The sequence below is a fragment of the Erwinia phyllosphaerae genome, from assembly GCF_019132875.1.
Taxonomy (GTDB): domain Bacteria; phylum Pseudomonadota; class Gammaproteobacteria; order Enterobacterales; family Enterobacteriaceae; genus Erwinia; species Erwinia phyllosphaerae.
Genome location: NZ_JAHSPF010000018.1, coordinates 18,042 through 38,737 on the forward strand (window position 1 = coordinate 18,042; position 20,696 = coordinate 38,737).

At 54.6% G+C, this 20,696-nt stretch carries 16 protein-coding genes; 5 read left to right on the forward strand and 11 right to left on the reverse strand.

The genetic code is table 11. The annotated features are described in order from the left end of the window. Positions 1 to 9: 9 nt before the first annotated feature. The gene (gene uspB, locus KUE00_RS21085; RefSeq protein ID WP_246762311.1) at positions 10 to 345 is read right to left on the reverse strand and encodes a universal stress protein UspB; all 336 of its coding nucleotides are present in this window, start codon (positions 343 to 345) and stop codon (positions 10 to 12) included. A gap of 378 nt (positions 346 to 723) precedes the next feature. Between uspB and uspA the strand changes: the two genes are divergently transcribed. Beyond that, complete coding sequence (gene uspA / locus KUE00_RS21090; protein WP_246762312.1) at positions 724 to 1,161, forward strand: universal stress protein UspA; 438 nt, start codon at positions 724 to 726, stop codon at positions 1,159 to 1,161. 74 nt (positions 1,162 to 1,235) lie between these two features. Here uspA and rsmJ read toward each other — a convergent pair whose 3' ends face one another. Both rsmJ and prlC read right to left on the reverse strand, forming a co-directional pair. Further along, complete coding sequence (gene rsmJ / locus KUE00_RS21095; RefSeq protein WP_246762319.1) at positions 1,236 to 1,997, reverse strand: 16S rRNA (guanine(1516)-N(2))-methyltransferase RsmJ; 762 nt, start codon at positions 1,995 to 1,997, stop codon at positions 1,236 to 1,238. Further along, positions 1,994 to 4,033, reverse strand: a complete 2,040-nt coding sequence (gene prlC / locus KUE00_RS21100; protein ID WP_246762321.1) for an oligopeptidase A — start codon at positions 4,031 to 4,033, stop codon at positions 1,994 to 1,996. Before prlC ends, rsmJ begins: the two co-directional genes overlap by 4 nt. A 181-nt stretch (positions 4,034 to 4,214) precedes the next feature. Between prlC and KUE00_RS21105 the strand changes: the two genes are divergently transcribed. Together KUE00_RS21105 and KUE00_RS21110 are read left to right on the forward strand one after the other, a co-directional pair. After that, entirely contained in the window at positions 4,215 to 5,039 is an 825-nt protein-coding gene (locus tag KUE00_RS21105; RefSeq protein WP_246762323.1) for a CPBP family intramembrane glutamic endopeptidase, read from the forward strand. Between the two features lie 91 nt (positions 5,040 to 5,130). Then, positions 5,131 to 5,973 carry a 23S rRNA (adenine(2030)-N(6))-methyltransferase RlmJ gene (locus KUE00_RS21110; protein ID WP_246762325.1) on the forward strand — a complete coding sequence of 281 codons (843 nt, stop codon included), beginning with the start codon at positions 5,131 to 5,133 and terminating at the stop codon, positions 5,971 to 5,973. 107 nt (positions 5,974 to 6,080) lie between these two features. Here KUE00_RS21110 and rnz read toward each other — a convergent pair whose 3' ends face one another. Continuing rightward, a complete protein-coding gene (gene rnz / locus KUE00_RS21115) occupies positions 6,081 to 6,995 on the reverse strand; it encodes a ribonuclease Z (protein ID WP_246762326.1) in 915 nt (304 codons plus the stop codon). Between the two features lie 177 nt (positions 6,996 to 7,172). Between rnz and gorA the strand changes: the two genes are divergently transcribed. Beyond that, on the forward strand, positions 7,173 to 8,525 hold the full coding sequence (gene gorA, locus KUE00_RS21120) for a glutathione-disulfide reductase (protein WP_246762334.1): 1,353 nt from the start codon (positions 7,173 to 7,175) through the stop codon (positions 8,523 to 8,525). 90 nt (positions 8,526 to 8,615) lie between these two features. Here gorA and KUE00_RS21125 read toward each other — a convergent pair whose 3' ends face one another. From KUE00_RS21125 to KUE00_RS21145, 5 genes are all read right to left on the reverse strand, one after another. After that, on the reverse strand, positions 8,616 to 10,805 hold the full coding sequence (locus KUE00_RS21125) for a hypothetical protein (protein WP_246762336.1): 2,190 nt from the start codon (positions 10,803 to 10,805) through the stop codon (positions 8,616 to 8,618). Between the two features lie 431 nt (positions 10,806 to 11,236). Continuing rightward, positions 11,237 to 13,405 carry a TonB-dependent siderophore receptor gene (locus tag KUE00_RS21130; protein ID WP_281434715.1) on the reverse strand — a complete coding sequence of 723 codons (2,169 nt, stop codon included), beginning with the start codon at positions 13,403 to 13,405 and terminating at the stop codon, positions 11,237 to 11,239. A gap of 239 nt (positions 13,406 to 13,644) precedes the next feature. Then, positions 13,645 to 15,507, reverse strand: coding sequence for an amidohydrolase (locus KUE00_RS21135; RefSeq protein WP_246762338.1), 1,863 nt, complete (start codon positions 15,505 to 15,507; stop codon positions 13,645 to 13,647). Beyond that, complete coding sequence (locus KUE00_RS21140; protein ID WP_246762340.1) at positions 15,504 to 16,079, reverse strand: antibiotic biosynthesis monooxygenase; 576 nt, start codon at positions 16,077 to 16,079, stop codon at positions 15,504 to 15,506. The genes KUE00_RS21135 and KUE00_RS21140 overlap by 4 nt, the downstream gene beginning before the upstream one ends. A 44-nt stretch (positions 16,080 to 16,123) precedes the next feature. Then, positions 16,124 to 16,765 (reverse strand): hydrolase, encoded by a 642-nt coding sequence (locus KUE00_RS21145; protein WP_246762347.1) that lies wholly within the window; start codon positions 16,763 to 16,765, stop codon positions 16,124 to 16,126. A gap of 256 nt (positions 16,766 to 17,021) precedes the next feature. On the opposite strand from KUE00_RS21145, the gene KUE00_RS21150 reads away from it, so the two are divergent. Further along, positions 17,022 to 17,843 carry an alpha/beta fold hydrolase gene (locus KUE00_RS21150; RefSeq protein ID WP_246762349.1) on the forward strand — a complete coding sequence of 274 codons (822 nt, stop codon included), beginning with the start codon at positions 17,022 to 17,024 and terminating at the stop codon, positions 17,841 to 17,843. Positions 17,844 to 17,953: 110 nt separating this feature from the next. On the opposite strand, the gene birA is transcribed toward KUE00_RS21150, so the two are convergent. Both birA and murB read right to left on the reverse strand, forming a co-directional pair. After that, positions 17,954 to 18,919: a bifunctional biotin--[acetyl-CoA-carboxylase] ligase/biotin operon repressor BirA gene (birA, locus tag KUE00_RS21155; RefSeq protein WP_246762351.1), complete on the reverse strand. Its 966-nt coding sequence runs from the start codon at positions 18,917 to 18,919 to the stop codon at positions 17,954 to 17,956. Then, on the reverse strand, positions 18,916 to 19,953 hold the full coding sequence (murB, locus tag KUE00_RS21160) for a UDP-N-acetylmuramate dehydrogenase (RefSeq protein ID WP_246762353.1): 1,038 nt from the start codon (positions 19,951 to 19,953) through the stop codon (positions 18,916 to 18,918). The genes birA and murB overlap by 4 nt, the downstream gene beginning before the upstream one ends. Positions 19,954 to 20,696: the final 743 nt, after the last annotated feature.

Consider the following 20,696-nt stretch of genomic DNA (forward strand, 5'->3'; position numbering starts at 1 on the left):
ACAGGCTCTTCAATGCCAGATAAATAGCCCAATAAGGCTGATAAAGACCAGACCGCACAGCGCGCTGGTCAGGATAAACTGCCCGCGAACCCGCTCGCAGCGGCGGATAAACTCTTCGTCGTGATGATCGCGATAGCGTTGTAGCCAGATATAGCGCACCAGCCGCACCTGTTTACCCGGCTGGCCATGAGAAGTAAAAAACCCGGCCCCATCAACGTACTGATAAAGCAAAGGATCGCAGCCTCGCAGCACCACCAGCAGCGCACGCAAAGAAGAGAAGTAACGCGCCATATTAACCAGACAAACCACACAAAGAGCCCAAAAAAGTGCGATGGTGCTAATCATGATCTCCTCCACGGCGATGCTTTATCCGCAGCCACGACAATCAACGCTGCTCGTTTTCGCTTCGCCCACCCTAAGTTTGAATTGTTGTAACAGCAGCGTAGCTGTTCTGTATTTTTATTGTCTTCTTCAGTTTAGGAGATGAGATGAAATTTTTGCCAGCGCTGTTTGCGGCCAGAATAAAAAAGAGAGGAAATTCCTTTTGATCCCGCTCGCAAACAGAAAGGGCAAACCGGGATTTGTTAACAATTAACGCTATACTTAAGAGATAAAAAATGCGCGGTTCCAGGCGCTCAGAACCCTGCCACATCGCACTAATTCAATGTGTTATGATGCCAGACCGCCTGCATATATGCGGCCGTACCGAACAAGGAGAGCGTTATGTCTTACAAACACATTCTGATTGCTGTCGATCTTTCGCCAGAAAGTAAACTGCTGGTCGCGAAAGCGGTTTCGATGGCTCGTCCTTACGATGCCAAAGTTTCGCTGATCCATGTGGATGTTAATTATTCGGATCTCTACACCGGTTTGATTGATGTAAACCTGGGCGATATGCAGAAGCGTATTTCCGAAGAAACCCACACCGCGCTGGCGGATATTTCCAACAGCGCAGGCTACCCTATTTCAGAAACGCTCAGCGGCAGCGGCGATCTGGGCCAGGTGCTGGTTGATGCCATCAAGCGCTATGATGTTGATTTGGTGGTATGCGGCCATCATCAGGATTTCTGGAGTAAGCTGATGTCTTCCGCGCGCCAGCTGATCAACACCGTGCATATCGATATGCTGATTGTGCCGCTGCGTGATGAAGAAGAAAGCTGATTTGAGCGGCGTGTGGCAATAAAAAAAGCCGCTTTAGTCTGAACAAAGCGGCTTTTGTTGGTTGTACCCCGTGGCTAAAGCGCTGCGTCAGCCAGCGGGGGATAAATATCGAAGCGATGGCTTTTGGTTACCACCGCAGACTGTGTGGCTACCCCAGCTAACGGTGGCGCGTAGTCGGGGCGTTTTACCACTACCCGCTTTTTCGCCAGTCGTCTTGCAGGTTCCAGTAGCCCGTCGGCATCATTATCCGCACCCACCAGCGTCTGAAAGACGCGCATCTCTTTTTTAACCAGCGCGCTTTTTTGCTTATGTGGGTACATGGGATCCAGATAGACCACGTCAGGCTTTTCACTGCTTGCCGCCAGCGCTTCCAGACTGGAAGCATGCACCAGCGTTAAACGTTCCTGCAGCCAGCCGCCGATTTCGGCATTGCGGTAGCCGCGTTGCAGACCGTCGTCCAGCAGCGCCGCAACGACAGGATGCCGCTCCAGCATCTGTACGCGACAGCCGAGCGAGGCCAGCACAAAGGCGTCTCGCCCCAGCCCTGCCGTCGCGTCGGTCACTACCGGCAGATAGCTTCCCTTAATGCCTACCGCTTTTGCTACCGCTTCGCCACGTCCACCACCAAAGCGGCGGCGGTGCGCCATGGCACCCTCAACAAAATCGACAAAGATGCCGCCCAGCTTTGGCTCATCACGCTTGCGCAGCTCCAGATGGGTTGCGGTCAGCGCCAGCGCCATCGTGGCCTGCTCGTCGTGCTCCAGCTGCCAGCGATCGGCTAAAACGGATAAGGCGCCGTCTCCGGCGCCCGTTTCGTCAATCAGGCAAATCTTCACCCGGCGATGCCATAATGGGCCAGCATCGCGTCCAGCTGCGGCTCGCGGCCACGGAAGCGTTTAAACAGCTCCATCGGCTCTTCAGAACCGCCACGCGTCAGGATATTGTCCAGGAAAGACTGGCCCGTTTCGCGATTGAAAATACCCTCTTCTTCAAAACGCGAATAGGCATCGGCCGCCAGCACGTCCGCCCACAGATAGCTGTAGTAACCTGCTGCATAGCCGCCTGCGAAGATGTGGCTGAAGGCATGTGGGAAGCGGCCCCAGGCCGGGCTTGGTACCACGGCCACCAGCTTCTTGATCTCTTTCAGCATCTCCAGAATCTGCGCGCCTTTGGCCGGATCGAACTCGGCGTGCAGGCGGAAGTCAAACAGGCCAAACTCCAGCTGACGCAGAATAAACAGCGCCGCCTGGTAGTTTTTCGCCGCCAGCATTTTGTCCAGCAGCGCCTGAGGCAGCGGCTCGCCGGTTTCGTAATGGCCGGAAATAAAGGCCAGCGCTTCCGGCTCCCAGCACCAGTTTTCCATAAACTGGCTTGGCAGCTCGACGGCATCCCACGGCACGCCGCTGATGCCGGACACGCCCGGCGTTTCAATACGGGTCAGCATGTGATGCAGGCCGTGCCCGAATTCATGGAACAGCGTGGTAACTTCATCGTGCGTAAACAGCGCAGGCTTGCCGTTGAGCGGACGGTTGAAGTTACAGGTCAGGTAGGCGACCGGTTTTTGCAACGAGCCGTCCGCAAGACGCATCTGGCCGACGCAGTCATCCATCCAGGCACCGCCGCGTTTGTTTTCACGCGCGTACAGATCCAGATAGAAGCTACCGCGCAGCTCGCCGCTCTCGTCAAACAGGTCGAAGAAGCGCACGTCCGGATGGTAAACATCAACGTCTTTGCGCTCTTTTGCGGTAATGCCGTAAATACGCTTAACAACCTCGAACAGGCCGTTAACCGCACGCTCTTCCGGGAAGTAAGGGCGCAGCTGCTCATCGCTGATGGCATAAAGATGCTGCTTCTGTTTTTCGCCGTAGTAAGTGAGATCCCACGGATTCAGCTCGTCAATGCCGTGCTCTTTTTTAGCAAAGGCACGCAGCTGCTCCAGTTCTTTTTCAGCCTGAGGACGCGCACGCTTCGCCAGATCGGTCAGGAAATCGGTCACCTGCGCCGGATTTTCGGCCATTTTGGTCGCCAGCGACTTTTCAGCATAGGAGGAGAAGCCCAGCAGTTGCGCCAGCTCGTGACGCAGCGCCAGCTCTTCGGCCATCACTTCGCTGTTGTCCCATTTCCCGGCGTTCGGGCCCTGATCGGAAGCGCGGGTAGAGTAAGCGCGGTACATCTCTTCGCGCAGCGCCTGGTTATCGCAGTAGGTCATTACCGGCAGATAGCTGGGGATATCCAGCGTCAGCAGCCAGCCTTCTTGCTCTTTCGCTTCCGCCTGCGCTTTGGCGGCGGCCAGCGAACTTTCCGGCATGCCGGAAAGTTCGCTTTCATCGGTAATCAGCTTGCTCCAGCCCATCGTGGCGTCCAGCACGTTGTTGCTATAGGTGGAACCCAGCTCGGAAAGGCGTGCGGCGATTTCGCCATAGCGTTTCTGCTTCTCTTTCGACAGACCGATACCGGACAGCTCAAAGTCGCGCAGCGCGTTATCTACCGCTTTTTTCTGCGGCGCGCTCAGCTCTGCATAGCTATGCTCTTTCAGATTACGATAAGCCTGATACAAACCTTCGTGCTGGCCGACCCAGGTGCTGTATTCAGAAAGCAACGGCAAGGTTTGTTCGTAGGCCTGACGCAGCTCAGGACTGTTTTTTACCGAGTTAAGATGGCTGACCGGCGAAAACAGACGGCCCAGGCGATCGTCCACTTCTGAAAGCGGCTGTACCAGGTTATCCCAGGTGTAAGGCGTCCCCTGGGCAACAACTTTTTCTACTGCCGCGCGGCAATCGTCCAACGCCTGAGTCACGGCTGGCACCACGTGTTCGGGCTTAATGGCGGAAAACGGGGGAAGCGTAAAAGAAGAGAGTAGCGGATTGGTCATAGCGCAGTCCTTGTTATCGATGTATAGGGCGCGTTGCGGCGCGCGATTTAGCTAACATGAGGCTAAGTGTAGCGAAAATCAATGGGGCATCGACGGCAGGGAAAAAGGGAATTGCCTGTAAAGTGAAGCGGGAGCATACTTTTCCCGCCGTTGCGTTTATCTCATTACAGGGAGCGTCTTTATGTGGTATTGCCTTGTCGCATCGTTGTTCTTTCTACCTTTTTATCGCCGGGCGGCGCTGGGATTGCTGGCCGTCACGCTGGTTATCGGCACGATTAATTCTACCTTGCAGCCGCCCGCACTGGCCGCGCTCGGCGCGCTCGGCGGCGTCGCCTTCTTTTGCTACCGACAAAAAGCGCAGAATAAATTAGCCCTCGCAGGGGAAGCTTTTCTGGTTGCCGGATCCGTCGCGCTAATGCTGCATCTGCTGCCCGGCTTCCATAACCTGAAGATCGTTTCCGGTGCGCTAGCCGGGCCGCAGAGCGCGCCTTTTACCTTCTATTATAACTTTGACAAGGCGCTGATCCCCTTTGTGCTGCTGGGCTGCCTGCCCACGCTGCTGAAACGCCCGGCTACGCCGCCCGGCAATCGTCTGTGGTGGCTGGTGCTGCTGCTCTCTATGCCGCTTTTGCTGCTGTTTGCCACGCTGGCCGGCGGTTTACGCGTGGAGCCGCATTACCCTGAATGGCTCGGTGCTTTTATGCTGGCGAATCTGTTTTTCGTGTCGTTCGCCGAAGAGGCGCTGTTTCGCGGCTATATTCAGCAGCGGCTGAGCCAGCGGTTTGGCAACCTTTGGGCACTGCTGGCCACCGCCGTGCTGTTTGGGCTGGTGCACTACCCCGGCGGGCCGCTGCTGGTGTTTTTTGCGGCCTTAACCGGCGTGATTTATGGTCTGGCCTGGCAGTGGAGCGGACGCGTCTGGGTTGCCGCGCTGGTGCATTTTGCTTTTAACCTGCTGCACCTGCTGTTTTTTACCTACCCGTTCTGGTACCACCAGCCTGGATAGCGCATTTTTTCTGCCAGACAGTTATACTGTGCCTGACTCGTGCCGCTCAGGCGGCACACTTGCTATTCTCCCACCGGACAGATCCCACGACATGCTGAGTTATCGCCACAGTTTTCACGCCGGCAATCACGCCGACGTTCTCAAACATACCGTTCAGAGCCTGATCATCAACGCGCTTAACGAGAAAGATAAGCCTTACCTTTATCTTGATACCCACGCGGGTGCCGGGCGCTACCAGCTGAGCGGCGAACATGCCGAACGTACCGGAGAATATCTGGAAGGGATCGCCCGTATCTGGCAGCAGGACGATCTGCCGGAAGAGCTGGAAAGCTATATTTCCTGCATCAATGCCCTGAACCCTAACGGCAAGCTGCGCTTTTATCCTGGCTCGCCGCTGATTGCGCGCCATTTGCTGCGTGAAGATGACAAGCTAAACCTGACCGAGCTGCATCCGAGCGATTTTCCGCTGCTGCGCAATGAGTTTCTGAAAGATGACCGCGCGCGCACCGAACGAGCTGACGGTTATCAGCAGCTAAAATCTAAGCTGCCGCCGCCGTCGCGTCGCGGCCTGATTCTTATCGATCCGCCTTACGAAATTAAAACGGATTACCAGGCGGTGGTAAAAGGCATTCAGGAAGGCTACAAGCGTTTCGGCACCGGCGTGTTCGCGCTCTGGTATCCCGTGGTACTGCGTCAGCAGATTAAGCGCATGTTTGCCGAGCTGGAAGCGACCGGCATCCGTCGGATCCTGCAAATCGAACTGGCCGTGCGGCCGGACAGCGATCAGCGCGGCATGACCGCTTCCGGTATGATCGTGATTAACCCGCCATGGAAGCTGGAGCAGCAGATGAACAACGTGCTGCCGTGGCTGCATAAGCATCTGGTGCCGGCCGGTACTGGCCACACCAAAGTCAGCTGGATCGTGCCGGAATAAAACCGGCCGTAGCCGGGTTATCACGTCCGGCTACCGATTCCATTTCAGCTCGTCAGCGTTTAAAAGGCGCAATCCTGCAAATCTGACGAGCGCGCCCCGCTTCCTTCTTAAAGTTCAAACACCGCAAAATCGTGCGCCATCTCGGTAGCCGGAAAAATTTCCCGACATTCAGCCAGCAGGCGTTCGGTATCTTCACGCAGATAGCGCGAACTCAGGTGCGTCACGATCAGCTTTTTCGCCTGCGCTTCCTTTGCCATCGTGGCTGCCTGAACGGTGGATGAATGTCCACGGCTGTTGGCTTTTTCCACCATTGCCGCTTCCAGTGTCGCTTCATGCACTACCACGTCCGCATTGGCCGCCAGCGCTGTTGCCGCAGCGGTGGGCGCGGTGTCGCCAAATATCGCCAGCGTCCGCCCTTTTATCGGCGGGCCAAGGTAGCGGCGGCCGTCGACCACCTGACCATCTTCCATGGTTACCGTTAGCCCCTGTTTCAGCTGCTGAAACAGTTTGCCGGGCCTGATACCGTCCGCCAGCAGCCGCTCCGCGTCCAGCGTGCCGGGCCTGTCGTGCTCTTCAATGCGAAAGCCGTAGCACTCAACCGGATGGGTAAGCGGATAAGCCGTAACGCGAAAATGATCGTCACTAAAGAGCTCGCCGGCGCTGATTTCCACAATGTCCAGCGGAAAAGTTAGCCAGGAGCCGCTCAGGCTTAGCGTCGTTTCGACAAAAGTTTTGATGCCTGGCGGGCCATAAAGCGTGATGCCTTCGCTAATGCCGTTCATCGAGCGACTGGTCAGCAGCCCCGGCAGGCCAAAGATATGGTCGCCGTGCAGATGGGTAATAAAGATTTTTTCCAGCTTGCCGGGTTTGACCGGGCTGCGCAGGATCTGATGCTGCGTACCTTCTCCGCAGTCAAACAGCCAGCTGCCGCTGCGTACGGTCTGTAAATTTAATGCGATACTGGTGACATTGCGCTGGCGGCTGGGCGTACCCGCGCCGGTGCCTAAAAAAAGGAGTTCCATTCGGCCTCTCTGTGCAGGTTTTCAAGCCAAAAATAGCAGACTGCGTCACAATATACGTTGAATAGTGACGATTTTAACGCGCCGGCCCTATCACAATCATAGACGCAAACTTTGCGGCATTTGGCCGACTGGCGTTACACTAAGCCCAGTTTATTTGACTCTTATGGAACTCTTTCGATGACCAGACATTATGACTACCTTGCTATTGGCGGCGGCAGCGGCGGCATCGCTTCCATTAACCGTGCAGCTATGTACGGACAAAAATGCGCGCTGATTGAGGCGAAAGACCTTGGCGGCACCTGCGTGAACGTCGGCTGCGTGCCGAAAAAAGTAATGTGGCATGCGGCACAGATTGCCGAGGCTATTCATCAGTACGGCCCGGATTACGGCTTTAATACCACCGTTAACAGCTTTGACTGGGCGACGCTGGTAAAAAACCGCAGCGCCTACATTGACCGCATTCATACCTCGTACGACAACGTGCTGGGTAAAAATAAAGTAGATGTGATCAAAGGCTTCGCACGCTTTGTCGATGCGCACACCGTTGAAGTGAACGGCGAAAAAATTACTGCCGATCATATTCTGATCGCCACCGGTGGCCGCCCAAGCCATCCGTCGATTCCAGGTGCCGAATACGGTATCGATTCTGACGGCTTTTTTGAGCTGGATGCGCTGCCAAAACGCACTGCGGTTGTAGGCGCAGGCTATATCGCGGTTGAGATCGCTGGCGTGGTAAACGCGCTCGGCTCCGAAACGCACCTGTTTGTGCGTAAGCACGCGCCGCTGCGCACCTTCGATCCGATGATCGTTGAGACGCTGGTTGAGGTGATGAACACCGAAGGCCCAACGCTGCATACCGAATCTATTCCGAAAGCGATTGTGAAAAACGCCGACGGCAGCCTGACGCTACAGCTGGAAAACGGCAAAGAGCAGACCGTGGATTGTCTGGTCTGGGCAATTGGCCGTGAACCGGCGACCGATAATCTGAACCTGGACGTGACCGGCGTTGCGCTGAACGAAAAAGGCTATATCAACGTCGATAAGTATCAGAATACCAACGTGAAAGGTATTTATGCCGTTGGCGATAATACCGGTGCCGTCGAGCTGACGCCGGTGGCCGTTGCCGCTGGCCGTCGCCTGTCCGAACGCCTGTTTAACAACAAGCCGGACGAGCATCTGGATTACAGCAATGTGCCGACCGTGGTGTTCAGCCATCCGCCAATCGGCACCGTTGGCCTGAGCGAGCCGGAAGCACGCGAGAAATATGGCGATGAAGAAGTGAAGGTCTATAAATCCTCCTTTACCGCTATGTATACCGCTGTAACCCAGCATCGCCAGCCGTGCCGTATGAAGCTGGTTTGCGTGGGTAAAGATGAGAAAATCGTCGGCATCCACGGTATCGGTTACGGTATGGACGAGATGCTGCAAGGCTTCGCGGTTGCGCTGAAAATGGGCGCAACCAAAAAAGACTTCGACAATACCGTCGCTATCCATCCGACCGGTGCAGAAGAATTTGTGACTATGCGTTAATCACGGTCACCGCTAAAAAGGCCAGGCGCGCAAGCGTCTGGCCTTTTTATTGTCTGCTGAAAAAAGTGGGTACGGAACGTCTTTTTGCCGTTAGCTGGCCTGCTGTCTGGACGAGGGTAAAGGGTTCAGCGCGCAGCCATTCAGGAAGCCTGGCAGAGTATCAGACGGCAAATAGCGTAACCGTCCGTTCTCCTCTTTTAACAACACCTGAAAAGACATGGCCGGGAAACCGTTAAAAACCATCGTCAGCGCCAGCACCGCGCCCTCTTTTTCTAAACGGCGTTCTGAAACGATCACCTGACTCATGCGCCAGCGCTGCGCCAGATCTGACTTGATCGAGTCGATCTGCCAGGCGGGGTTCCTTGCCTCCAGCGCCGCGCTGTAGTAGCCAAACAGCGTGCGATAGGCGCGCTGTTTGGCCGTGTGGGCTTCCGGAGACTGGAGCTGCTTGTTCAGGGCGATTTCGCAGCGCAGCTGGTAGTTACTGGCAAAAGAGAGCGGCCTGTCGCCGTTGCTCACGAGGCTGGCAATAACAAAATTCACGGCCAGCGTGTCCATCGTCACGGACGGTTTGGGCTGGTTTTCATCATTCCGCCAGCTGTCCGGCGCAACGCGAGTCAGCACCAGCAGCGGCGCATCCTGCGTGCTCAGGCGGGCGATAACCGGCGCTAAACCGATGTAGCCGTTAGGAATGGGCAACGGTAAGCTCAGCACCTGCGGAGCTGGATCGGGCGCCATGCCGTTTTGCGGTAGCCGCCAGATCTTAAGCAGCGGCGGTTTCTCTGCCGGTTTATCGCTCTCAACGCGACTCAGGTCGTCATCTGACCAGGCCAGCCCCACCAGCGCCATCCCTTTGCCGCTCCCCAGCCTGACCAGCGATAGCGGTTCGTCCGTTTCTTTCGCCTGCAGAGAGAAGCGTTGAATATTTTCAGCATGGCCAGCGCCTAACTGCTGCCGCGCAACGGCAACGCGAACCGAATAATCTTTGCCGCTGTCGTCCCGGACAAACTGTTTTCCGTCTGCGGAAACCTGAACGCCGCGCGCGAAGGCCCATGCGTGGGTAACTCTGCCGGACAAATCCCTTTCCAGCAGCATGTCATGCGCCAGAAAGCGATACTGATTGTGGATCGGCGCCGTTGGGCCATTAAGAAAATATTCGCTTTTCGTCCCATCATTTTGCATGAACGCTCTCTGCCCAATCTCAACCGTGGTTTTATTGCTGCTCAACACGCCGCGATGCGTCAGCGAAATCAGCGTCGGCTTATTATCAATAAGAGCGAATTTATTGATCGAGGCATCCGCATCCAGCGTGCAGGCATCGCTGCCTTTATCCGAACAGGGCGGTATCGACAGGAGGTGGCTTGCTTTGCCGGCAACATTCTGTCGGGTAATCACGAAGGGAATAAGGTGCACGCTGGTTTCTGAGAACGAATTGCGAGCCAGCGAAACCAGCGGCGGCGCATAAATGTTGTTATCGCCTTCAACCATGCCGGTTAGCAGCGGTGGTGTCGCCACCAGCGCCCCCGGAAAAGGCAAAGCGTTGACGTCGTTGCTTTCCGGCGTTGCCGCCAGCACCCGCATTTTTACGGTATTGCGTCTGAAATAGAAGGTGCGTACGCCGTAATCTTTACCGGGATCGCTGACGACTCCTCCCGGCACGGCACGGCCAACGATATAGCTGTCTGCTGTGGCGGGTTGTGGATCGTATTCAAACCAGGTCGAGCTTCCTTTGCCGTGGTAAGAGCCTGCCCCGCCCAGCGTTACGCCCATCAATACTTCTTTGGCTTCGTGTTCGCAGATGGAATAGTCAGAAAGCGGAACGTTGATTTTAGCGCGGCCCAGGCTGCCAATCTGACGACACAGCCGATAGGCAGACTGCTGCAAGCGCGTATCGCAATCGTTCTGCGTATAGCCGTAGGTGGCAAAGCCGTGCCGGTAGCAAAGGTCGTGCATCACGCAGGCCTGGCGAAAGCGCAACGAAATATCCGATCCTTCTTTTACCGTTTTAAAAGCGATTTTTTTCATCACGTAGGGGATGGAACAGTTCAGTCCGGTTCCCCGTCCGCCAATAATGGCTTCTGTATTTTGCGAAGAAGGATAGGTCGTAAATGTTGAAGGCGCTTCCGTTTCTCCCGGCTGCGCCAGGTCTGAATAAACCTCTTCAACGGCTACGCTGATATAAATGCGGCAGAGCGTAAAAATAACCGCCAGCACAATTAAACAGCATCCCACAATACGGATCCAGAGGTGAGTAAGAATAATCTTTTCGATCGTTGCCATAACAGGTATCCCGGTTAACTGAGTCGCTTCCCTGGTTTTTTTATAACAATCGTCATAGAGAACGATTCGGCCTTTTCCTCCCGGCTTTGAAGGGAGTATAGGCACACTTATCTCCTCCCAGAGGTCGGCAAAGAAGCAAAAAGATAAATTCAAGATATAAAACGGAGAAGGCGGGTGCGTACGCCATTAATAACTATCGCCGCAGGAAAGAATGGTGCTGTTTTATTTTTCAGCCGAAGGTCAGCGGGCGGTTACTCCTGTTCTTGCGTGTCTCCCCAGGACAGAAAAAAGCCAGCCGAAGCTGGCTGTAGACGAGTGACAAATTTAAACCAGCCGAAGCTAACTGCAGACGACCGACAAATTTAAGCCAGCCGAAGCTGGCTGCAGACGAGTGAAAAATTCAAGCCAGCCGAAGCTGGCTATGGTGATAGTTAAAACGATAGCGTCATACCGGCATAGTAAGCGCGGCCAGGTTCGTTATAGGTCGAAGCCCCTTCGTTTTCACGGTAGAGGCGTTTATCAAACAGGTTACTGATACCCGCTTTAAGCTGGACGTTTTTAATAACGTCATAATTTACGCCAAGCCCGACAACGGAATAAGCCCCTACTTCTTTATCTGAAAGCGAGCCAACTTCAGTTCTCATTTCCGCATACTTGCGCGGCTTTTGTCTTCCGTAAAAAGTCCAGTTAAGGTTAGCGGCAAGTTTTTCCGTTATTTTATAATCCAGCATAGTATTAATAGTATATTCAGGAATAATCGATAGCGGATTGCCGGTGTCTTTATTTTCTGAAGTAATCATATAAGTTGCGTTGGTGCGCCATTCCAGCTTTTCTTTAATGACCGGCACCGTCAGATTACCTTCCAGCCCTTCCACCAGCGCTTTGCCGCCGTTTTCCCAGCGCAAGACGTGATAGCCATTAGAGGCATAGCCAAATACGTTGGTACCGGAAACGATTTTACTTTTATAGTCGTTGCGGAAATAGGTGATGCCAGCGGCATAACCCTCGTAGTTAAACTCCAGGCCAAGCTCTTTGTTAATGCTGATTTCAGGGCTGAGATCCGGATTGCCCAATAAATAGCATTTTTCTTTAATACCAATGGGGCAACCATTTCCCCTGGTCACCAGCAGATAACCGTTGGTTGACTGGTAGAGATTAGGCGCTTTAAACACGCGGGCGATACCGGCTTTCAGCTTGAAATAGTCTCCCAGCGCCTGGGAGGCATTAAGACTTGGGCTAAAATTAGCACCAAACTTACTGTGGTAGTCAAAGCGCAGACCCGGGATCAGGTTGGTGCCGACGACCGGCTCAATGTTGTCTTCAAAATAGAGCGCGCTCAGCTCCGCGCTATTTTTAGCGCTGCGATTGCTCGCAATACCGCTACCCGTTACGCCGCTGGCGTTGGTTGTCTGCATAGAAGCCGGATCGTCAAGCGCCTCGCGGTTCCACTCCGCGCCAAGCGTCAGCGTTTGTTCCAGCCATTTTTCCAGCGGAACCGTTACCTCGCCGCTGGTACGGTAGTTTTGCAGACGGCTGGTATTATAAACATCGTTGGTAATCATCCCTTCTACGCGGCCCGTCGTACCTTCATGCAGGCGGGTATTATTGGTTTTTTCATAATAGAGGCCGACTTTCGACTGCCCCCAGTCCCAGACGCCGTTATGCGTGACCCCATAGCTTTGACGATACATACGGTTCGTTTCATGTCCGTAAAGCGTTGGCACCAGATCGCTGGTATTGCCGTTGCTGTGCTGCGTATCGCCCGCATAAATATTGCCCTGGCGGCTATAGCCAAGATCGAAATCAACGATTTGCGTCGGCTTCATTTTCCATGAAAACTGCGCGTTCACATCCTTATTACGCACGCCTTCGTGCCCGGCCGCGTAGCTGCCGTTTTCGGCCGTATTGATATCGTAAGCATCGGCATCGGTTTTGTTGAGGTTGCCGTAAAGGCGCATGGTCAGCGCCTCGCCAGCCAGCGGGCCGCTCAGGTTGAAGTTGGCGCGCCTGGTCGCGCCTTCCTTGTCGTTTTCCGGCTGGTTGGTGAACAGCGACAGCGAGCCGTGCCAGTCGTTAGTCGGGCGTTTGGTGATGATATTAATCACGCCGCCCGCCGCGCCGGAACCGTAGCGCGCCGCAGCCGGGCCGCGCAGCACGTCTATGCGCTTGACCATCTCCGCCGGTACCCAGTTGCTGTCGCCGCGTGAATCACGTTCGCCGCGCCAGCTGTAACGTACGGAATTACGGGACAGCGTAGGCACCCCGTCGATCAGGATCAGCGTGTTTTCCGGCCCCATGCCGCGAATATCAATCTGGCGATTGTTGCCACGGCTGCCGGTAGCGCTGTTGCCGGTAAGATTAACGCCGGGCATTTTGCGGATAATGTCGGAAAGGTCGTTAACCGGTGGATCTTTGGCAATATCTTCGGCGGTAATGACCGAAACGCCAGGCTGCTGTTTTAACTGCTCTTCCGCTGAGCGGGTGACGACCATTTGCGGTTCGTCTTCTTTGACTTCTTCGGCGGCAAAAACCGGCGCGCTTAACAATCCCATCAGCATCGTTGCCAGAGGGTTAAGTTTAAAGACATTAGCGTTAACCATATTCCGTCCCTGATTATGTGTCCGTATGTTAATGAATGCGCATGATAACGATAATTGTTTCTATTTGCATTATATTGACATAACTTCACAAAACCGCTGCGGGGGTCACGCTTTTGGTTTTAGCGCGTACATTTTCTTCAGGCGATTGGGACTGGCCGCTGGCGTCCGTAAGACAGCAGCGAATGGCGGAATAAAGCAGTAAGGCCGCACGCTATGGTGTGGCCTTGTTTCGAAGGGGATCAGAAAGCGAAGCAGGAACAGCCCAGTGCGCCCCAGAAAGCATTGTCGTCCGAAACGGGCACCGTTGAATGCCGCGCCACGTTATGCGAATGCTGATGTACGCCGCATGGGCCGCTGCACTGATGTATCTGCTGCGTCAGACCCGCGCGCGTAGCAGGCGGCGCGCTGCGATAGTGGCCAGGTACGTTCACCACCGGTGACCATTCTGGCAACACCGGAATCGAAGGCGGCGAAAGCGGACTGAAGCCACCTGCGGCATAAACAATTTTGCCATCCACCATCGTCAGCACCGACTCAATGCCCTTGATCTCTTCCTCCGGCACGCTGAAATAGTCTTTGGACAAAATCACCAGATCCGCCAGCTGACCAGCCTTGATCTGCCCTTTTTTACCCTGCTCGCTGGAGAACCAGGCGCTGCCCTGCGTCCACAGCATCAGGGCCGTTTCGCGATCCAGCCGGGCGCTATCGTCATACATCGCCATACCGCCTACGGTACGTCCTGAAACCAGCCAGTAAAGCGCGGTCCACGGATTGTAACTTGCCACGCGGGTAGCATCCGTTCCCAGACCAACCGGCAGCTCTGCGTTTAACATTTTCGCCACCGGCGGCGTTTGTTTTACCGCTTCTTTTCCATAACGCTCCGCAAAATATTCGCCCTGGAACGCCATACGGTGCTGCACGGCAATACCGCCGCCAAGCCGTTTTACGCGCTCAATATTGGCTTCGGTAATGGTTTCAGCATGATCGAAAAACCAGTGCAGGCCGTTAAAAGGAATATCGCGGTCAACCTTCTCAAACACGTCCAGCATGCGGCTGATGGATTCGTTATAGGTAGCGTGCAGACGGAACGGCCAGCGATGCTCGACAAGGTGCCGTACCACGCGCTCCAGCTCATCCTCCATGCCCGGCGCCAGATCGGGACGCGGTTCCAGAAAATCCTCAAAATCGGCAGCGGAAAATACCAGCATTTCGCCCGCGCCGTTATGCCGATAGAAATCGGTGCCCTGTCCCGGCTTAAGCATATCCGTCCACTTTTCGAAATCTTCGACTTCGTGTCCCGGACGCTGGGTGAAAAGGTTATAGGCGATGCGTACCGTCAGCTGCTTCTTCTTATGCAGTTCGGCAATCACCTCATAATCGTCGGGATAGTTCTGGAAGCCGCCGCCCGCGTCGATGGCGCTGGTCAGACCCAGCCGGTTCAGCTCGCGCATAAACTGCCGTGTAGAGTTAACCTGCTGTTCCAGCGGAAGTTTTGGCCCTTTCGCCAGCGTCGCGTACAGCAGCATCGCGTTAGGCCGCGCAATCAGCATCCCGGTTGGATTGCCGTTGCCGTCACGCTGGATCTCACCGCCCGGCGGGTTTGGCGTATCGCGAGTGTAACCCACCACTTTTAACGCGGCGCGATTAAGCAAGGCGCGATCGTAAAGGTGCAGAATAAAAACTGGCGTATCGGGTGCGGCTTCGTTGATCTCGTCCAGCGTAGGCATGCGCCGCTCGGCAAACTGAAATTCGTTCCAGCCACCAACAACCCTCACCCACTGCGGATTTGGCGTGCGCAGCGCCTGCTCTTTCAACATTCTTAACGCATCGGCCAGTGAAGGTACGCCTTCCCAGCGCAGTTCAAGGTTATAATTCAGTCCGCCACGGATCAGGTGCAGATGCGAATCGTTTAAGCCGGGAATACCGGTAGAGCCATGTAAATCAACGATCTGTGTCGCGTCGTCGGCATACTGCATCGCTTCCGCTTCGCTGCCGACGGCCAGAAATTTCCCGTCTTTAATAGCCACCGCCGTTGCCAGTGGGTTATCACGATCTACCGTATGAAACTTGCCGTTGGTCAGAATCAATGTCGCGTTATTCATGATTTTTCTCCGGGCTTCGCCGTTGGGCTGAGCCAGTTTTTAAGCAGGCGCGTTATCGCTGGCATCCATAACCAGACCACCAGAGCGACGACGCTGGCATCGTTAAGCAAATGGCCCTGTAGCGTGCCTTTTAAGCCAGGCAACAGCGTGCTCCAGAACCACGGCACCAGATTGGTAGAAGGAAAAATCACCGCCAGCGTGACCAGAAACTGTTTCCAGCGCGGGGGCGAACGGTGAGTTAACGTTTCCGGCGTGAACCAGAATGCCGCACCGGGACGCATTTCGATATGTTCCTGGCCGCTGAGCATTGATGGCAGTTCTGCTATCCGCGCTTTGCGGTCGTCGGACTGTAGCCAGCGCCAGAGATTATCCATATTGTCGAAACGGATCAGGATGGTCCAGGTCAGCTCACCGTGGACCGGGCGCAGAACGTTAACGCCAAGATGGCCCGGGTAGCGTGCCGCCTCCGGCATAATCACGTTCAGCCAGCGTTCATAATCCGGCTGTCGGCCAGCCAGCACCTGGTGGGTGATCACCAGCGTGATATGTTCAGGTTGGTTAGGCCAGTCCACGTTTTTCTCCTTCCGGTTTTCCCGGCCGTAGCCGGGAAGCATAATCAGGCTTTACGGGCTGGCGCTTTATGAACCAGCGTATAGGCATAGTCCACGCCCATACCGTAAGCGCCGCTGTGCTCACGAACCAGATCCATCACCGCGTCGTAGGTTTCTTTGCGTGACCAGTCGCGCTGGTATTCCAGCAGCACCTGCTGCCAGGTTACCGGCACCGCGCCGGCCTGCACCATCCGGTCGATTGAACGCTCGTGAGCGTCCACGCTGGTGCCGCCTGAAGTATCCGTCACCACATACACTTCGTAGCCCGCCTTCAGCGCCATCAGCGCCGGGAAAGTCAGACAGACTTCCGTCCACAGCGCGGAAATCACCAGCTTCTTACGCCCTGTGGCCTCTACCGCCTGCACAAACGCCGCATCTTCCCAGGAGTTCATCGAGGTGCGCTCAATCGGCGTGACGTCCGGATGCACCGCCAGCAGTTCCGGCCAGATGTAGCCGCTGAAGCTTTCCGTTTCTACCGAGGTGTAAATCACCGGCACGTTAAAAACCTTGCCCGCTTTGGCCAGCGCCACGGTGTTATTTTTAAGCTGCTGGCGATCGATATTGGCGACGCCGAAGGACATCTGTGGCTGGTGGTCGATAAAAATCAGCGTAGAGTTCTGCGGATCTAACAGGTCGAGAGTGGACATGATGACTTCCTCTTTTAAGTGGGTTGTTGTGCTGCCGAAATCAACAATAAGAGAGGAAGACGCAGACGGATAGCGGAAAGAATTTGGCAACTCGTTAAGTTTTTTTTGACAACTCACTTAAGAAAATAACTTTATCTATCAGCAAGATGAATGCAACAAAATCCTTCAACAACTTGTTAAAAAATTTGCTTTAGGTATCCGACAAAAGGAGCGCTATGGTTAATGGAGTTATCCAACCACGAGCCGAGGAACTAGCATGAGCACATTCAAGACGCAGGATGGAACGCAAATTTATTACAAGGACTGGGGACAAGGTAAGCCGGTATTGTTTAGCCATGGCTGGCCGCTGGACGCAGATATGTGGGACAGCCAGCTTAATTTTCTGGCCGAGCGCGGCTATCGCGTTATTGCCTTCGACCGCCGTGGCTTTGGCCGTTCCGATCAGCCGTGGGAAGGCTACAACTACGACACGTTCGCTTCCGATATCAACGATCTGATTAATCATCTTGACCTGCATGACGTCACGCTGGTGGGCTTCTCAATGGGCGGCGGCGACGTTACCCGCTACATCGGTCGCTATGGTACAGAACGCATAAGCGGGCTGGCGCTGCTGGGCGCGGTGACGCCTCTCTTTATCAAGACGGACGATCATCCCGAGGGCGTGGAAAAATCCGTGTTTGACGGCATCAAAGCAGGCTTGCTTAAGGACCGTGCGCAGTTTATTAGCGACTTTGCTACGCCGTTCTATGGTCTTAACAAGGGGATGACGGTTTCGGAAGGCGTAAAAGCGCAAACGCTGAATATCGCTCTGCTGGCTTCCCTGAAAGGAACGCTGGATTGCGTGACCGCCTTCTCGGAAACGGATTTCCGTCCGGACGTGAAGAAAATTGATGTACCAACACTGGTGATCCACGGCAGCAGCGATCAGGTTGTGCCTTTTGAAGCCACCGGTAAGCTGGCGGCTGAAAGCATTCAGGGCGCGCAGCTAAAAATCTATGAAGGTGCACCGCATGGGTTTGCCGTCACGCATCAGCAGCAGCTGAATGAAGATCTGCTGGCTTTCTTGCAGGCCCGTTAAGGCTACCGGCCTGCGTTATCTACCAGGATGCAAAAAGCGGCGCATATGTCCTGTGGGGTAATGCCGGGAGCTACAGATTTATCAGCGATTTCAAGGGGCTAACGCCCCTTTTATTTTTCCAGAGGACGCAGGGATATTTCACCGCCAACCCAGGATTTGCGCACGCCATCCTGCTCCAGAACCAGTCCGCCCTGCTGATCGATTCCGCGAGCGATACCGGGAATTTCTCTGTCGCCAATCAGCAGCTTAACCGGACGATCAAGGAAGTTATCCAGTCGGCTCCAGCGTTCGATAAAAGGCGCCAGTCCTTCGCGTTCAAACAGCTGCAAAGACTCGCGCATTTTATTAACGAGGCTGGCGGCAAGCGTGTTGCGATCGATGGCTACGCCCGCTTCCTGCAGATTGATCCAGCCTTGATTAACGACGCTGGTATCCGGTGAACGCATCGCCAGGTTAATACCGGTGCCGATAACGATATTTGCCGCATCTCCGGCTTTTCCCGTCAGTTCAACAAGAATGCCTGCAAGTTTACGGTCGTTAAGGTAGAGATCGTTAGGCCACTTTACCTTGACCTCGGTAGCGCCCAGCGCCTGCAATACTTCTGCCGTAACGATACCAATAACCAGGCTCAGCCCCATCGCGGCCAGCGGGCCCTGCTCCAGACGCCAGTACATAGAGAGATAAAGGTTAGCGCCAAACGGGGAAAACCACTGCCTGCCACGACGTCCACGGCCTGCCTGTTGATACTCGGCCACGCAGGCATCGCCGGATTGCAGCGTAGCCATTCTGTCCAGTAAGTACTGGTTGGTCGAGTCGATCACCGGGATCACGGCAAGCTGCCCCTGATCCAGACCCGCCAAAATCTTCTTTTCATCCAGTAACTGGATCGGTGACGGCAGGCTATAACCTTTACCCGTCACGGTGAAAACATCAATGCCCCACTCTTTTAGCGTTTGCATGTGCTTATTAATAGCGGCACGGCTCATGCCCAGCTGCTCGCCCAGCTGTTCGCCGGAGTGAAACTCTCCGTCGGCCAGAATGCTGACCAGTTTTAAAGGGATAGTGTTGTCTTTCATGCAATAACTCCGACGGCGTCTTTTTCACCTTCTGCGCCGATAAAGCGCACTTCCGGCTCAAGCCATACGTCAAATTTTTGGCCGACGCGCTGGCGAACTTCATGTGCAAGCGCAACAATATCGCTGCCGGTGGCGCGATCCTGATTGATCAACACCAGCGCCTGCTGCCGATGTACGGCGGCACCGCCCGATACGTATCCTTTAAGATCGCACCGATCTATCAGCCATCCTGCAGCCAGTTTGACGCTACCGTCGGCCTGAGGATAGCGCGGCATGTCAGTATATTCCGCTACCAGCATCTCTGCCTGCGCAGCCGTGACGACCGGATTTTTAAAGAAGCTACCAGCGTTGCCGGTAATGGCAGGATTGGGTAATTTGCTGCTGCGCATCTGGCAGACAGCCTCAAAGATTTGTTGGGGCGTTACGGTTTCCGGCGATAGCTTGCTCAGATCGCCATAGGTTATTACCGGCACCCACTGTTTTTTTAGCAGCAGGCCTACCGCAATAATGGCGTAACCGCTCTGGTACTGATGCTTAAAAATGCTGTCGCGATAACCAAACTGGCAATCCTGCGCCAGCAAACGCTCGGTTTTACCGGTAGCCAGATGCAGGATATCAACGTATTCGCAGACGTTTTTTAATTCGACACCGTAAGCACCAATGTTTTGAATAGGCGCTGACCCCGTACAGCCGGGGATCATCGCCATGTTTTCAAGCCCCGGCAGCCCTTTTTCCAGCGAGTATTGCACCAGCTGATGCCAGTTTTCGCCTGCGCCCACGTGCAGGTGCCAGGCGCTTTCGCTCTCTTCCAGCGTGATGCCTTTGATACGGTTAACAATAACCGTGCCCTGAAAGTCTTCCAGAAACAGGATATTACTGCCTTCACCCAGCAACAGCACGGGCTGCTGCTGACGCTGGCTTTCCTGCCAGGCGGCAAGAAGCTCGGCAGCCGTGGAGACCACAATCACTTTTGTAGCGGAAACGTCGAGATTAAAGGTGTTGAAAGGTTTTAAAGAGTGCTGCTGGCTGGACATGAGGCGGCCTTAACAAATTTAACTGCCCGTAGTTTACCCGATTCAGGCTGGCTGCGTGGAAGGTTTTAGCGATAAACGGCGATCGATATGGTGACTGTATGCGGGAGAGTTTTGCGTACGGGGCGACTGAAAATAGCTTCGGCTGAAAATTTTTTTTTCTGCTTAAGATCGCACAGTTTTGCCGGAAAGTGAAATTTTATGATGATTATTTAAGCGCCAGAAATGTGGCTCGGGGAGAGCGGCGGTTTTTTCCTGGCATAGAGAAGCGGAAATTGGCATATAGAAGCAGAAATGCCGATGTTCCTGGCGCAGTAATGCTGATACCTCTGGTACACAAATGCAAAGTACTGCCCTAAGAAGCAGGTTTCCTGACGCACCAGTGCAAAGTGCTGCTATCAGAAGCGGGTTTCTGACACATAAGTGCGAAATGCTGTCCTGAGAAGCGGATTTTCGGCGCACAAATGTAAAATACTGCCATTTAAAGCGGGTTTCCGGCGCGCAAATGCAAAGTGCTGCTCTGAGAAGAGGGTTTCCTGGCGCACCAGTGCAAAGTGCTGCTATCAGAAGCGACTTTCTGACACATAAGTGCGAAATGCTGTCCTGAGAAGCGGGTTTCCCGGCGCACAAATGCAAAAAACCCTGACCGTGAGGTCAGGGTTATCGCAGTTTGATGCCTGGCAGTTCCCTACTCTCGCATGGGGAGACCCCACACTACCATCGGCGCTACGGCGTTTCACTTCTGA

Bases quoted from the DNA above. Each gene is read 5' to 3' on its own strand.
- KUE00_RS21150 (WP_246762349.1), top strand. From the start codon at position 17,022: ATGAGCACATTCAAGACGCAGGATGGAACGCAAATTTATTACAAGGAC.
- KUE00_RS21105 (WP_246762323.1), top strand. From the start codon at position 4,215: ATGTGGTATTGCCTTGTCGCATCGTTGTTCTTTCTACCTTTTTATCGC.
- murB (WP_246762353.1), bottom strand. From the start codon at position 19,953: ATGTCCAGCCAGCAGCACTCTTTAAAACCTTTCAACACCTTTAATCTC.
- KUE00_RS21135 (WP_246762338.1), bottom strand. From the start codon at position 15,507: ATGAATAACGCGACATTGATTCTGACCAACGGCAAGTTTCATACGGTA.
- KUE00_RS21110 (WP_246762325.1), top strand. From the start codon at position 5,131: ATGCTGAGTTATCGCCACAGTTTTCACGCCGGCAATCACGCCGACGTT.
- prlC (WP_246762321.1), bottom strand. From the start codon at position 4,033: ATGACCAATCCGCTACTCTCTTCTTTTACGCTTCCCCCGTTTTCCGCC.
- uspA (WP_246762312.1), top strand. From the start codon at position 724: ATGTCTTACAAACACATTCTGATTGCTGTCGATCTTTCGCCAGAAAGT.
- uspB (WP_246762311.1), bottom strand. From the start codon at position 345: ATGATTAGCACCATCGCACTTTTTTGGGCTCTTTGTGTGGTTTGTCTG.
- KUE00_RS21125 (WP_246762336.1), bottom strand. From the start codon at position 10,805: ATGGCAACGATCGAAAAGATTATTCTTACTCACCTCTGGATCCGTATT.
- KUE00_RS21145 (WP_246762347.1), bottom strand. From the start codon at position 16,765: ATGTCCACTCTCGACCTGTTAGATCCGCAGAACTCTACGCTGATTTTT.
- birA (WP_246762351.1), bottom strand. From the start codon at position 18,919: ATGAAAGACAACACTATCCCTTTAAAACTGGTCAGCATTCTGGCCGAC.
- rnz (WP_246762326.1), bottom strand. From the start codon at position 6,995: ATGGAACTCCTTTTTTTAGGCACCGGCGCGGGTACGCCCAGCCGCCAG.
- KUE00_RS21130 (WP_281434715.1), bottom strand. From the start codon at position 13,405: ATGGTTAACGCTAATGTCTTTAAACTTAACCCTCTGGCAACGATGCTG.
- gorA (WP_246762334.1), top strand. From the start codon at position 7,173: ATGACCAGACATTATGACTACCTTGCTATTGGCGGCGGCAGCGGCGGC.